Source organism: Paenibacillus sp. CFBP13512 (genome assembly GCF_005233705.1).
GTDB classification, from domain to species: domain Bacteria; phylum Bacillota; class Bacilli; order Paenibacillales; family Paenibacillaceae; genus Saccharibacillus; species Saccharibacillus nuruki.
Genome location: NZ_QGAD01000007.1, coordinates 217,742 through 230,614, shown reverse-complemented (window position 1 = coordinate 230,614; position 12,873 = coordinate 217,742). Strand labels below are relative to the sequence as shown.

At 37.1% G+C, this 12,873-nt stretch carries 13 protein-coding genes; 2 read left to right on the top strand and 11 right to left on the bottom strand.

Annotation, left to right across the window (positions count from 1 at the left end):
- Nucleotides 1–174: 174 nt before the first annotated feature.
- The 3 genes from PaeCFBP13512_RS12730 to PaeCFBP13512_RS12720 form a co-directional block, all read right to left on the bottom strand.
- Nucleotides 175–678 (bottom strand): hypothetical protein, encoded by a 504-nt coding sequence (locus tag PaeCFBP13512_RS12730; protein ID WP_137223490.1) that lies wholly within the window; start codon nt 676–678, stop codon nt 175–177.
- A 251-nt stretch (nt 679–929) separates the two neighbouring features.
- Nucleotides 930–1,574: a FusB/FusC family EF-G-binding protein gene (locus PaeCFBP13512_RS12725; RefSeq protein ID WP_137223488.1), complete on the bottom strand. Its 645-nt coding sequence runs from the start codon at nt 1,572–1,574 to the stop codon at nt 930–932.
- A gap of 276 nt (nt 1,575–1,850) precedes the next feature.
- On the bottom strand, nt 1,851–2,378 hold the full coding sequence (locus PaeCFBP13512_RS12720; protein WP_137223486.1) for a DNA topology modulation protein: 528 nt from the start codon (nt 2,376–2,378) through the stop codon (nt 1,851–1,853).
- 243 nt (nt 2,379–2,621) lie between these two features.
- Here PaeCFBP13512_RS12720 and PaeCFBP13512_RS12715 point away from each other — a divergent pair, with 243 nt between their 5' ends.
- Complete coding sequence (locus tag PaeCFBP13512_RS12715; protein WP_137223484.1) at nt 2,622–3,224, top strand: hypothetical protein; 603 nt, start codon at nt 2,622–2,624, stop codon at nt 3,222–3,224.
- Nucleotides 3,225–3,252: 28 nt separating this feature from the next.
- On the opposite strand, the gene PaeCFBP13512_RS12710 is transcribed toward PaeCFBP13512_RS12715, so the two are convergent.
- The 8 genes from PaeCFBP13512_RS12710 to PaeCFBP13512_RS12675 form a co-directional block, all read right to left on the bottom strand.
- Complete coding sequence (locus PaeCFBP13512_RS12710) at nt 3,253–3,681, bottom strand: shikimate kinase (RefSeq protein ID WP_137223483.1); 429 nt, start codon at nt 3,679–3,681, stop codon at nt 3,253–3,255.
- Between the two features lie 17 nt (nt 3,682–3,698).
- Complete coding sequence (locus tag PaeCFBP13512_RS12705; RefSeq protein WP_137223481.1) at nt 3,699–4,229, bottom strand: hypothetical protein; 531 nt, start codon at nt 4,227–4,229, stop codon at nt 3,699–3,701.
- A gap of 125 nt (nt 4,230–4,354) precedes the next feature.
- The gene (locus tag PaeCFBP13512_RS12700; protein WP_137223479.1) at nt 4,355–4,783 is read right to left on the bottom strand and encodes an oxidoreductase; all 429 of its coding nucleotides are present in this window, start codon (nt 4,781–4,783) and stop codon (nt 4,355–4,357) included.
- A gap of 323 nt (nt 4,784–5,106) precedes the next feature.
- Nucleotides 5,107–6,135, bottom strand: a complete 1,029-nt coding sequence (locus tag PaeCFBP13512_RS12695) for an NAD(P)/FAD-dependent oxidoreductase (RefSeq protein ID WP_137223477.1) — start codon at nt 6,133–6,135, stop codon at nt 5,107–5,109.
- Nucleotide 6,136: 1 nt separating this feature from the next.
- Nucleotides 6,137–7,111, bottom strand: a complete 975-nt coding sequence (locus PaeCFBP13512_RS12690; protein ID WP_137223475.1) for an ABC transporter substrate-binding protein — start codon at nt 7,109–7,111, stop codon at nt 6,137–6,139.
- 96 nt (nt 7,112–7,207) lie between these two features.
- The gene (locus PaeCFBP13512_RS12685) at nt 7,208–8,902 is read right to left on the bottom strand and encodes a helix-turn-helix domain-containing protein (protein WP_241669365.1); all 1,695 of its coding nucleotides are present in this window, start codon (nt 8,900–8,902) and stop codon (nt 7,208–7,210) included.
- A 108-nt stretch (nt 8,903–9,010) separates the two neighbouring features.
- Nucleotides 9,011–9,865 (bottom strand): SDR family oxidoreductase, encoded by an 855-nt coding sequence (locus tag PaeCFBP13512_RS12680; protein WP_069328394.1) that lies wholly within the window; start codon nt 9,863–9,865, stop codon nt 9,011–9,013.
- A 199-nt stretch (nt 9,866–10,064) separates the two neighbouring features.
- Nucleotides 10,065–11,105 (bottom strand): LacI family DNA-binding transcriptional regulator, encoded by a 1,041-nt coding sequence (locus PaeCFBP13512_RS12675; protein ID WP_137223473.1) that lies wholly within the window; start codon nt 11,103–11,105, stop codon nt 10,065–10,067.
- A gap of 348 nt (nt 11,106–11,453) precedes the next feature.
- Between PaeCFBP13512_RS12675 and PaeCFBP13512_RS12670 the strand changes: the two genes are divergently transcribed.
- Nucleotides 11,454–12,506, top strand: a complete 1,053-nt coding sequence (locus PaeCFBP13512_RS12670; protein WP_069328396.1) for a 2,3-butanediol dehydrogenase — start codon at nt 11,454–11,456, stop codon at nt 12,504–12,506.
- Nucleotides 12,507–12,873: the final 367 nt, after the last annotated feature.

The following is a 12,873-nucleotide window of genomic DNA, read 5'->3' as shown; positions in this document are numbered from 1 at the left end:
CAGCACCTACTTTATATTGAATTTTGTTTGAAGATTTTACTGTTACATCTCATACTGAACTAAAAAAGCTGATCTTACAAGACCAGCTCCTTGAATTAGATTATCTGTACCGATTATTACTCATATGAACAATCTCATGCTAACTTTTAAAAGATGATTTCTAGCTATTTTTTATCAGCTCGTCCACTGCTTATACCCCATAACTGAAAAATTATTATTCGTGCTATTCACAATAATACGAAAACTTTTATAATTGTTTTTAGGTAGTTTTAAATGTTTTTTCTGGATTTTGGAATAAGGTTGGAACGGTGTTACAAATACAGGTTCCCATCCTTTGTCTGTCTGAGCTTCTAGACTAAAAATAACGACTTCTTTGTTTTGGCCTTCGAAAGGAAACATCGTAAATTGTACATCTGTTATTCCTTCCGCATTGATATTATCCAAAATACGTGGTGTAGAGCTAGCCACGAATGTATAAATAATATAATAATCCAGATCAGGTACAGGATCTCCCGATTGTGGTGGTTCCGGTATAATGATTGGTGCCGCCTGTGCACTGCTAGAAGGCACTTCTGCAAAAACAGTAGACGATTGACCGACAAAAGACCCTGTAGAAACTAGACTTAATGTTAAAGGAATACCCAATAGATTTTTTAAGAAAGGCTTAAAAATTTTCATCATATCTTCCTTTCGTTGGTATAATTTATTTACTTACTACATTTCTCATTTCTTCTGTGCTCTTGATCCTCCTTTTTGTATTATTCAAATCTAATTAAGCTATTTAATTAATTTATTTCATCTGGAATATATCATATTTAGAAATAAATGGATATATATAAAATAGATATTAATAACATTTATTGCTGATAGAGATGAACAACATATAACAAAAAAGCCGCTCCTAAGAGCGACCTTTTCTGGTACTAATATTATTTTCCTACCGAAGAAATAAACTTCTCCAACGGAGCAGTATCTGCAATACTATGGTTGCACTCTTCATCATCTATACAAATATACTGACCTACAGAAGCTATATTATCCGGCGATCCACTCGCTTTGATTTTCACATTGAAAAATCCAAGTTCACGATGTCGATTACAGAACATACAAAACCCTTTTTTATTCATCGAAGTTATCTGTCCCTCAATACCGACCAACCGATCTTGATGCGGATAAACAATATATAGACGATTTGTCGCAATATCTGTCCATCTTAGATATGTTGTATGTGTATAATCGATTACTTCTAGATTAGGTGTTTTGAGCTTTTTCGCTTTTGGGAAAAGCTTCTGAATCTGCTTGAGCGACACTTTTGGAAATGGAATCACATATGCATCCAGTTGTTCTAAATACTTTTCCAGATCATGAGTCGCTTCATAGGTAGATAGCTGTTCCAAAAGACTTTTTTGCTCTGCGGTCAAGTCGTCAAAAGCTTCTATAACGTTAATAACAGCAGTTTCTCTAACGGTTGCTAATACTTTACGATCGGCAACACTTCGCATTGTTTTTAAAAGAAAATCTGCTTGTTTTTTGATCACATTCAATTGATAATTTTGGATAAATGGTGTTTGCATTGCTTTCAGCCCCTTATTATTATTCATCAAATCATAAGGTGCAAAGCCTACGTATACCAAAACACGTTACAACATGGGCGATATCCTTTGTTCTTATCGCGCCCTACACAAAGAAATGCGCCCCGTTTAGGCTTTGCGTAAGGCCTTTGTAGTGAACGAGCAATCTAGCACTGCTACCAACATTGCCACGGTATGACCCCCAATTCAGTAGTATATCCAAATTATAACAGGGAAATGCTAAGAAGGAAAATCAACTTTATATTCCAGATTCTGTAGTTATAACAGATCATTTTCATCATTTTGCAATCGATCTATAAATTGTTGTAACTGCTTCGGATGACGTATAATGATAACTTTTTTATGTTTTCCGACTTGTTCTAGCTTTTCTAACGTTCTCACTCGATTTCTTTTTTTATAATTCCATACCCATTTGATAAATTCGATATCGATTTTTTCCGGGCAATCTTCGTTAAGATCAGGTCTTGTTTTGCCATGATACTGCACTCTTCGCTTCATAATCCGATACATACACAACCATCTAGGCATATCCAAAAAGATAATGACATCAGCTCGCTTAATCCGTATATCTAATGTTCTGGAGTAATTACCATCTATAATCCAACGATCTGTTAACGCAAAATCTTCTACTTTCCGATCCCATTCTGTAGACTCTGTCGCTTGCCAATTAGCTTTCCAGTAATAACGATCTAAATGAATAACAGGTAATTGCCATGCCTGATGAAGCTTTTGCGAAAGAGTCGATTTCCCGGAACCCGAACAACCTATTACTATGACTCGTTCCATCAATTTCACCTCTTTTTTATTCCATACATTGTATTATTTCGCTTATATCTAACTCTATAGATGTAGATATATAAAACTTATATCATTTATTCAATTTTCATTTAAAATTAGTTCTTTTATACTATTTTTTATTGCTGTATTCCTAATCCTTTGATAGTATAAATAAGAATTTGGTTATATTTAACTATTTCACTCTATTAAATACTAATACATTAATATAAAAATGATAGGATGTGCGAAATCATGTTATTTAAAAAGTTAATATTACCTGCTACTGTTATTATTCTCCTTTGTGGCTGTGTTAACCAACAAGAAGATGTACAAGTTACTAACTCAAGTACGGATTCTACATCAACTACTGAGAGCACAACTAAAACACTAGACACAAATAAGCAACAAAATAAAACAGAAACCACTTTGTCTAAACAACAAAAAGAAGATATTAAAAAATATCTGATAACTTATACGCAAGGTATACAGTATATAGGTCAACAAATGCAAGAAGTTGCTACACCTGCTAATATATCTGAAGAAATGACTGAAGATGAGATACTGGCTAATATTCAACCTTATTCAGACAATATTGATAAAAAATTATCCGCTCTTTCATTAATCACTACACCTCAAATCAAGGACACTGATTTGCAAGCTGATGTTATAGCTCTTCGCGATCATGTACTGGTTATAGGTTATACAGGTAAACAAATTATAGATAATCTAAAACGCTACTTAAAAACTGGAGATGAAGCCATTTATAATGACACTATCAAAATGTATGAACAAATGGCTGCTAATCAACAAGAATTTATGGAGCAGGCTAAGGACTTAGGAGATCAACTGAACTAGTCTTAATAGGCTACCTTAACTAGACAGCCTATTTTAGTTTAAACTTTTCTATAATCATGTCTGCCACCGTATCTGCTGATAGATGAGTATTATTGATCCGTAAATAATGTTGCTTTTGTATCTCATCCGGTAATGAGTTGAGTCGATACAGTGTATTTGTTTCAATCAGCTCATTTTCAGACCATTCGGTATTTCGTTTGGTTGGTTTATGTATTAGTCTATTCTCGGTCTTATTTCGCACTTTACGTTCTTCGAGATCCGCTTCTAGTTCCACATAATATACTTCAGCACCCCTAGATCGAAATAGATCAGAAATGTTCTCTATATAATCCCAATCACTTTGCAGATCAATCGACATATGATTATGAAATAATTTAAAGTTCGTTTTAGCTACAAGACTCTGACCGACTGTCATTTTCCCCACTGCTTGCGGACCAAATAAAATTATAAATTTCATAGAAACTCTCCTATTCTTTAGACTTCACTATTACACAGCACACACCCATGACAGGTTAAATAAACATCATGCTTTTCGCATTTTGGATATCCTATTGGAATCGTAGGTCGATTATCACCTTCTTCAATTTCTGTCCATTCTATGTAACTTTCCATATTCACATGTTCCTGAGTAAATACTTCAATCATTGAATAAAATTGTTTTAAAGCACTTATAATAAACTCTTGATGAGGTTCATAACTTAGTTTTTCCCAACCTAGCCCATCTATTGCTCTTAAAATCACTTTCAACATAAAACTTTTTTCTACTGAAAAGTGATCAATCGTCCATGGCATTTCGTCGATATCAAAACTGACTGTTCCCATGCCTACAATCGATTGATCTCTTTGTGCTATCCAGATCATCAGTTCTTTTTCACGGTTGGTGTTAGCCAATATAGAGCCACTAATCGATAACACTTCGATAAAAACAGATGTTAATCCGTTAGACATACCTATAGATTCAACACTATCGTTCAACCCTTGAGGTAACGATATAGAGTTTGACATGTTTTCTCTCCTTTAATCTATCGTCATATCACAAATAAATGTATAAACTGATTAAAAATAATTATCAATTAGCCATTCATTAGTTAATTGGAATACATTCATCGTATACTTCTATCATTATATTGTTATTTAGTCTTACTTATTAATTTCTGATATTGTTCCCATTCAAAATAAAAGGGTTCTATAGGTATAGTTTTATTATCAGGCTCTAGTTTAAAATCTCTCCATATGATCATGTCTGCTTCTCTTTCTATGAGAACAGATATAAAACCACATTCTTCATCCCCGCACCAAGGACAGACCAATATCGGATATCTATAATATAGATAAGGATGCATCTGTTTGAGTAACAAATAATCTAATATTTGTTTTTGATGCTCTTTCCCACCCCATCCTAACACAGGAACCATATCATATTTTTTCAGCATGTTATAAAGAGATTTACCATCGATGACAAAATCAATAAATTCTGTATTTTTATTTCCATCTTTTTGAGGATCGAACTCATCGTATCTCTGTGTAGGATTTAATTGTAAATGATTTATGTTATGCATATATTCTCCTTATTATGTATTTCTTTATTGAGTATATCAGTCCTTTTATCATTTTCAACATGCTGTTTTTGCACAAATAAGATATAAGGATTCTTTTCTATCCATTCATTCGATCTCGACTCTATTAAGAAATTAATATTCACTTTTTTTACTCACTAAAAAAACGAGCTAATCTATAGTCGTTACAGATTAGCTCGTTTATTTTCTTCTATTTCTAATTAGCTTATAATTACTTAGATTATTGTTCTATGCTATTTTGGGTCTATCGTTATTGGGTATACTCACTTCTTCATCCATCATCACACTGTAATTGCTACGCTAACTTACGAACTCACATTTTTATTTTTTTCATAAAAACGTGTATTGTGAGAAGAGACTCCTGCCATATGAGAAGCATCCGGTTCTAGATACAATTTGGCTGCATTTACTGCAAGCACAGCATCGTTAAATGCGCCTGCGATCAGTCTGACTTTGCTTCCATATGTGATACAATCTCCTGCACCAAACACGCCCTCAATATTAGTACGCATACGTGCATCCACAGATACACCGTAATCTTCCCGCTCTAGGCCCCATTCCATTAGATTACCAAAGTTACGATCGTATCCGTGATTGACGATGACTTCATCGACTTCAATATGTTGTCGCTCATCCGTATGCATATGCGCAATTTCCACACTATCTATTTTATCTTGTTCACCATGCAGATGATCTATACGATAAGGTGTGCATACCTTAGCAAAAGATTTCATTTGTGCAACAGGTTGTTCATGTCCTCCAAATTCATCTCGTCGATGCACAACAGTGACTTCTTTGGCTAACCCTGCTAATTCATTTGCCCAATCGACTGCTGAATCTCCACCACCGGAGATCAGTACGCGTTTACCCGCAAATCGAGAAAGATCGGTTACCGTGTAGTGTAGATTGGTCAGTTCATATTGATTGGCACCTTGGATATCTAGCTTCTGAATCTGAGTCATCCCTCTACCAATACACAACACAATAGTCCGTGTATAATGACGTTCACCTGTTTTGGAAGTAAGCATGAGTACTCCATCTTCAAGCCGTTCCAAGTGAGCCACTTCCTGACCAAATACAATAGTGGGTTCAAATGTTTTGGCTTGTCTTTCAAGCGAATCAATAATGTTCTCGCAACGAGTTGGATCAATGCCGCCTACATCCCATACTAATTTTTCAGGATAGGTACGCATAAAGCCACCGAGTTCATGTTTGGCTTCGATAATCTTAGTACGCATTGCTCGCATTCCACTATAGAAAGAAGCATACATCCCCGCAGGGCCGCCGCCAATGATGGTGATATCATAAATATCAAGCTGTTCGATAGGATTCATCTTATTTCACCAACTTTTCGACGACGTTATTCATCAATAACACAGAACCGACAGGTCCTACTCCATGAACAAAGTCACTGGTTTTGAGCGGGAATACATGATCATTTTTGACAGCTGTCAGACTTGCCCATACTTTATTTTCTTTCAATTTTTTCATTGATTCGGTATTATCGTGATCTTTCAAAATACGATCTTCGACAAAAATATAATCGGGATTCATATCAGGTAAAGCTTCCAGTGATATAGGAGAGAACCAATCGGTAGAGTCTTTGATCGCTTCAGGGCTATGTAGACCTAATGTCTGATAAAAGAATGCACTACTATTCGCCGCTTTGGGTCCCATCACACGATAACGCTCTGACTCTACACGTAGAATCAATACCGTTTTGTCGCCAATCGCCTGCTGAATTTGTTCTCTAGCTTGCTTGGCTTTGGCATCGAATGCTGCTAGTACTTGTTTGGACGTTTCTGTTTTATCAAAAATACTAGCTAATTCAGGCATAGCTGTTTTCATTTCACTATCTGCATTGATCGCTACTGTTGGTGCAATTTTAGATAACTCTTCATAGGTGCCAGGCTCCATACCTATTCCAATCCCTACGATTAGATCAGGAGACAAGGATAGTAATTGTTCATAATTATATTGATACTGCTCGGCTTCAATCATTTGAATCCCATTTTTTTCAAAATAAGGAGCACGATAATCTGGTTCTACTTCCGGTACAAAAATCACCATCTGTGGTGGAACACCCATTTCAATCAAATACTCTGCATAGATCGAGCTAAGCACCAGTACATTTTTAGGCTTTTCAGGAACAGTCACTTCTCCAAAATAATCTTTTACTACTTTGGTTGCTGTAGCTTGTTCAGTAGCTGTTGCTGTGTTTGCTTCTTTATTCGAACCGCTAGAACAAGCGGACATCAACACGCTAAATGCTATCAAGATTATTCCCCAACTTAACAAACGACGCGACATAAATGTATCTCTCCTCATATGATAATGATTATTATTATCATATAGTATCAGACAATAACTCTTCCTAACATGGGGAATCGTGCGTATTGATTTGAATTATTGTGCACTATTTTTAGAAGTAGGGTTAAGATGAGTCGTTATTTCATCCAAAATCATCGTGTATCCTTGGATTCCACGTCCTTCTACCCACAGCCTTGTATCCATATCAAATACTTGTTGTTGCTGAACAGCTTTTAACTGTTGCCACACATCACTGTCTATTAACTTGTTCATGCTCTCTTCTGTACTGAACTGCTCTATAATTCGTTTTTCTATAAAAAGATAATCAGGATTGGCTGATAGCAACAGATCGAATGTACACGGATTGAACCATGCTTTACCTTCTTGTAATACCTCTGGCGCACTCAAATCCAACTGATGATACAATAATCGGGCAATCCCCACTGCATCTACACCAAGATAACGATATCCAAACGGTTCTACTCGTAAAACCATAATAGTCGCTTTGGCGTTAATGATCGGTTGTAGCGCTTGTTTGGCGATAGTTATTTCTTGTTCTAACTGGATTTGAAGTTGCTGAGCTTCTGTCTGCTTGTTAAATACAGACGATAATTGTTCCAGTAATGTCATTACATCTATACTCAAGCTTGTAATCAAAGGGGCAATAGCACGTAACTGTTGTCTCACCTCTTCAGACCAGACATTGCCAACCAACAATTCAGGTTCTAATTGCTGAATCTGCCCAATATCTTGCTCATACTGCGCGATCTCTACCATTTTCACAGCATGGGCTTCGAATTTCTTGAACTGATGGGGAGCCAAAAGAATCGGAGTAACAATCACCGCATAAGGGATTATACCAAGGTGAATCATAATGTCTGCACAGGTAGAAGAAAGACAGACTATTCTGCGTGATGACAAGCTGTCAGCATATAGACTTGGCGAAACACCAACCAACTGCTTGAATCGGCGGCTAAAATAATGCGTATCTTCAAAGCCCGACTTTTTGGCAATATCTTGTGAATTGATCTGTGTAAAGATCAGTTGTTCTTGCGCTCGATACATACGAAAAGAAGCTAGATACTCTAGCGGTGACTTCCCGAATCGCTCACTAAATTTACGTGAATAATACCAAGGACTTACTCCTGCAATCTCTGATAACTGCTTACGGGTAATCACTTGATCATAATGAGTCTGCATATATTCAGCAGAACGTATGATTCCTTGAGTCAATGTCTGTTGATCATCGGGTTGATGCATCCTGTCCATATACAGATAATTAAGCAATTCATAGATCATATAGGGATGCTTAATAGATAATTCGTACTGTTGATCTGCTTCTTCTTGACTCAAATGCTGGCTAATATTGGCTAGTATTCCCCCTGTTAATTGTACTTTCTGATACGTTCCTTCTACAGGAACAGACCATGAGTATTCAGTCAAAGTGGGGGTATTATCTGCTATACCATATGTATTAAATTCAAGGCACCAACCTGACAAATCAAGTTGACCTCCTTCAAGCACTTCGATCAACGAGTATGCTTCTACTGCAATTAATTGACCGAATGACACTTGAACACGTTCACCGTTGATTTTCCAGATGGCCTGTCCATCTATAATAAGAATGAATGCTGGATGTATAAAAGAATGATATTCCCCGATCGACATCCATTGATGGGTTAATGCTTGTGTTGATTTCCATTGTACAATCCACTGCTTTTTACCTGACATCACGATTTCCCTCACGATCATTCGTATAAGCTTGACTACTTTAGTATCTTTTAAGCTCATCTTACTTTTTTGTGTATTGTATCATAGCTATCAAAAAATAAGCCTGCTTCTACAGCATTATTCACTGTATCAGCAGACTTATGTGTTGGAATCGATTAATTATTTAAATTAGCTTTGCTTCAAAATATCACGGAATCCTTCGCTAAGTGGTGTATTCGGATGACCCAATACGTTTTGGAAATCCTGACTGTCTACAGCTAGTGAACCTTGACGAATCGCCGTCTGAATACCAACTACAAATGGAAGAGCGTCTACAGGTACGCCAGCTTCTTTCATTACTTGTTCATAAGTTGCATCATCCACTTGTTGAACAGGAATATCTTTGCCACTGACTTCAGCTAAGATCGCTGCTAATTCTTCTTGTGTTAATAATGGACCTGACAATTCATAGACTTTATTATTGTGACCTTCATGAGTTAACACATTAGCTGCTGCTTCTGCATAATCACGACGGATCGCCCAGCCTACTTTACCGGTTCCAGCAGATGTTAACCACGGAGCACCTTGTAATGCAGCTTGAATCGTACCCATTTCATTTTCCAAATACCAGTTATTGCGTAGAATGGCATAGGTGATACCTGAAGCGATTAGCGCATTTTCAGTTTGACGATGATCTTCTGTTAAAAAGAATGTACTTTCTTGAGCATTCGGTGCACTCGTATATGCGATAAAGCTAACACCTGCCGCTTTAGCGGCATCGATTGCAGCTTGTTGCTCTGCTACACGATTACCCGGCGAAGTTGAGATCATCAATAATTTATCGATACCTGCAAATGCGGAAGATAATGTCTCTGGACGAGCAAAATCGCCTTCTCTTACTTCTACACCTTGAGCGCTTAAATGCTCTGCTTTTTTCGGATCACGTACACTTGCAACGACATCACTAGCAGGAACCGTTTTTAATAATTGCTCAATAACCAGTGAACCTAATTGACCTGTAGCTCCAGTAACTAGAAATTTCATAAGCGCAACCTCCATCGTATCTCACATTATTTTTTGATCTGTAATCAACTTGCTTTATTCATCATAATCAATAACGTATGCAATTCATATTACATTCAGCAAAATAAAATAATTTGTTATCTTAAGTACAAATTCATTTATTTACTTTATGTAAGTTAGTATATTTAAAATATAAAGTTTCGTCAAGTAACCAAAAAATTTATACATCACTAGATTTGTTGATATGAGAATAATGATGCGACGCTACACTGGATTCACGCACAATTAAACGAGGTTCAAATTCGACACGGTCATATTCAGTTCTATCAGGTGACTGAATACGTTTGAGTAATAGTTCTGCGGCTAATCTGCCTACTTCATTGCCCATAATCGAGACTGAACTGATCTGCGGAGTTGTGATCGTTGTCCATAAATTATTATCGATTCCTACAATAGCGATATCTTCAGGAACACGCACCCCTAATTCTTTGAAACGATTCACAATACCGATCGCTACCATATCATTTACAGCATAGATTGCATCAGGCATATGTTTGAGATGATAAAAATAATTCGCTGCTTGCCGTCCCGTCTCAAAGGTGAAATCTTCGCCAAAATAAACAAGTGAAGCATCGACCTGCCCCACAGATTGTTCATAAGCAAGATAACGTTCTTCAATCTTGTCTTTGGGTGCGCCTGCATAAGCAATTCGAGTACGTCCAATCTGAATCAGATGCTCCATCACTAACTTGCCTTCTTGCTTGGCAAGACCTACAATATCGGCTTTGAGATCAGAGCTTAGCTTTTTACTATAATTAATAACCGATATCGGGAGACCTGCACGATTAATAAGACTTTCCAGTGATTTGGGATAAGCGAGTGGCATCATCACTAACCCATCCACATGAAGCTTTTTGATGTCACGTAACGTTTCCAGTTCCAGTCTGGCATTTCCAAGTGTATTGATCTGTACCACACGATACCCATGTTGCTTTGCCGCTTGTTCAACTGCCCATGCGATATCAGGAATAATAGCGTTACGAATATCGGGTACCGCAAGCGCAATCTGACGGGTCTGACGAATTTTGAGACTTTGGGCAGACGTATTCGGTGTAAAACCCATTTCATCAATAATCTGTAGTACCCGTGCTCTAGTCGCTTGACTGATCCCTGTACTGTTATTTAATGCCCGCGATACGGTAGCAATACCGACTCCCGCTTGCTTGGCTACATCTTCTATCGTTACTTTTTTTGAAGTCATCTTTAGATCGTCCTTCCTTACCGGAATCGTTTCCATACTCTTTTGAAATTTTTCATCAGTTACATCCATTATATCATGCAGTCTGATCTACAAGTTGTATCAAGGGATAATGCATTACCCGCATGATCTTATTTCGCTATCGGACTCTTCCTTTGATCTAATATAATCTCATATAAAGATTATTCTTATGAAAAAAGAATCTCTTTTTTCAATGATTATCATCACTTTTTATCGCTAAACCATTTGACTTTATGTCAATAATGTGACATTATAATTTTCGGAAACGTTTCCTAAAATATTTTATAATTAACTTTAAAATGATATATCCAGACTAGGGAGATGACAGAAATGCAAGCATTGCGTTGGCATGGTGTTAAAGACTTAAGAGTAGAAACGATCGAAGAACCTCAAGCATCCGCAGGCAAAGTAAAAATCAAAATTGAGTGGTGTGGTATTTGTGGTAGTGATTTGCATGAATACGCAGCAGGTCCTATCTTTATTTCTCAAGGAACAAATCATCCATTAACTCATGAACAAGCCCCTGTCGTTATGGGACATGAATTTTCCGGACAAGTGGTTGAAGTGGGCGAAGGTGTAACCAAAGTGAAGGCTGGTGACCGTGTGGTCGTAGAGCCTATTTTTGCATGTGGTAAATGTACAGCTTGTAAGCAAGGTAAATATAATCTGTGCGAACATATGGGATTCTTAGGTCTTGCTGGTGGTGGCGGTGGTTTCTCCGAATATGTCGCTGCTGATGAACATATGGTTCACAAAATTCCAGATAGTGTGTCTTATGAGCAAGGTGCTCTTGTTGAACCTTCGGCTGTAGCTCTATATGCTGTACGCCAAAGTCAATTAAAAGTCGGTGATCGTGCTGTAGTATTCGGTGCAGGTCCAATTGGATTGTTAGTGATCGAAGCACTTAAAGCATCCGGTGCAGCAGAAATCTATGCTGTTGAATTATCAGAAGAACGTCGACAAACAGCCGAATCTCTAGGCGCTATTGGTCTAAATCCTGCTGAAGTAGATGTCGTTGCTGAAATTCACCGTCTAACCAATGGCGGAGCTGATGTCGCTTATGAAGTAACAGGTGTACCTGTTGTATTAACACAGGCGATTCAATCCACGAAGCTGAGCGGACAGATTATGATCGTTAGTATTTTTGAAAAAGAAGCTCCAATTCATCCAAACCAGATCGTCATGCAAGAGCGCAATATTACAGGTATTATCGGTTACCGTGATGTTTTCCCTGCGGTGATTAGCTTAATGAGTCAAGGCTACTTCTCTTCTGAGAAATTAGTCACCAAACGTATCGCTTTAAATGAAATTGTAGAACAAGGATTTGAAGCATTGCTAAAAGAAAAAAACCAAGTAAAAATTATGGTTTCTCCGAGTCTGTAATCGTTAAGACCTTTATAGAGTCTAATTGAGGAGAACTCATCTACTTTTATTGATATATTTCTATCTCTATTTAAATGATTGATTTTATTCATATTTTATAGACAAAGACCTCTTTTTCGTAAAGAGGTCTTTTTTGCAATAATCACCAAAAATGTGGACAAAATAAGAACCATTACCTGCTACTGTATGCTTGGGGTAAGAACATGATATAATCATAGGAATATAACAAGAGAGGGGGTAGTCCAATTGGGAAGGCGATATTGCAAATGGATCAAGTTACTCAATTAAAGCCAAGTGATGCTGTAATGAATATTCTCGATAGACTACCTGTTCTATACGGATAGCTAGCTCAACACAAATGAATAAG

Coding starts and splice junctions, on each gene's coding strand:
- PaeCFBP13512_RS12730 (WP_137223490.1), bottom strand. CDS start 678: ATGAAAATTTTTAAGCCTTTCTTAAAAAATCTATTGGGTATTCCTTTA.
- PaeCFBP13512_RS12725 (WP_137223488.1), bottom strand. CDS start 1,574: ATGCAAACACCATTTATCCAAAATTATCAATTGAATGTGATCAAAAAA.
- PaeCFBP13512_RS12720 (WP_137223486.1), bottom strand. CDS start 2,378: ATGGAACGAGTCATAGTAATAGGTTGTTCGGGTTCCGGGAAATCGACT.
- PaeCFBP13512_RS12715 (WP_137223484.1), top strand. CDS start 2,622: ATGTTATTTAAAAAGTTAATATTACCTGCTACTGTTATTATTCTCCTT.
- PaeCFBP13512_RS12710 (WP_137223483.1), bottom strand. CDS start 3,681: ATGAAATTTATAATTTTATTTGGTCCGCAAGCAGTGGGGAAAATGACA.
- PaeCFBP13512_RS12705 (WP_137223481.1), bottom strand. CDS start 4,229: ATGTCAAACTCTATATCGTTACCTCAAGGGTTGAACGATAGTGTTGAA.
- PaeCFBP13512_RS12700 (WP_137223479.1), bottom strand. CDS start 4,783: ATGCATAACATAAATCATTTACAATTAAATCCTACACAGAGATACGAT.
- PaeCFBP13512_RS12695 (WP_137223477.1), bottom strand. CDS start 6,135: ATGAATCCTATCGAACAGCTTGATATTTATGATATCACCATCATTGGC.
- PaeCFBP13512_RS12690 (WP_137223475.1), bottom strand. CDS start 7,111: ATGTCGCGTCGTTTGTTAAGTTGGGGAATAATCTTGATAGCATTTAGC.
- PaeCFBP13512_RS12685 (WP_241669365.1), bottom strand. CDS start 8,902: ATGAGCTTAAAAGATACTAAAGTAGTCAAGCTTATACGAATGATCGTG.
- PaeCFBP13512_RS12680 (WP_069328394.1), bottom strand. CDS start 9,865: ATGAAATTTCTAGTTACTGGAGCTACAGGTCAATTAGGTTCACTGGTT.
- PaeCFBP13512_RS12675 (WP_137223473.1), bottom strand. CDS start 11,105: ATGACTTCAAAAAAAGTAACGATAGAAGATGTAGCCAAGCAAGCGGGA.
- PaeCFBP13512_RS12670 (WP_069328396.1), top strand. CDS start 11,454: ATGCAAGCATTGCGTTGGCATGGTGTTAAAGACTTAAGAGTAGAAACG.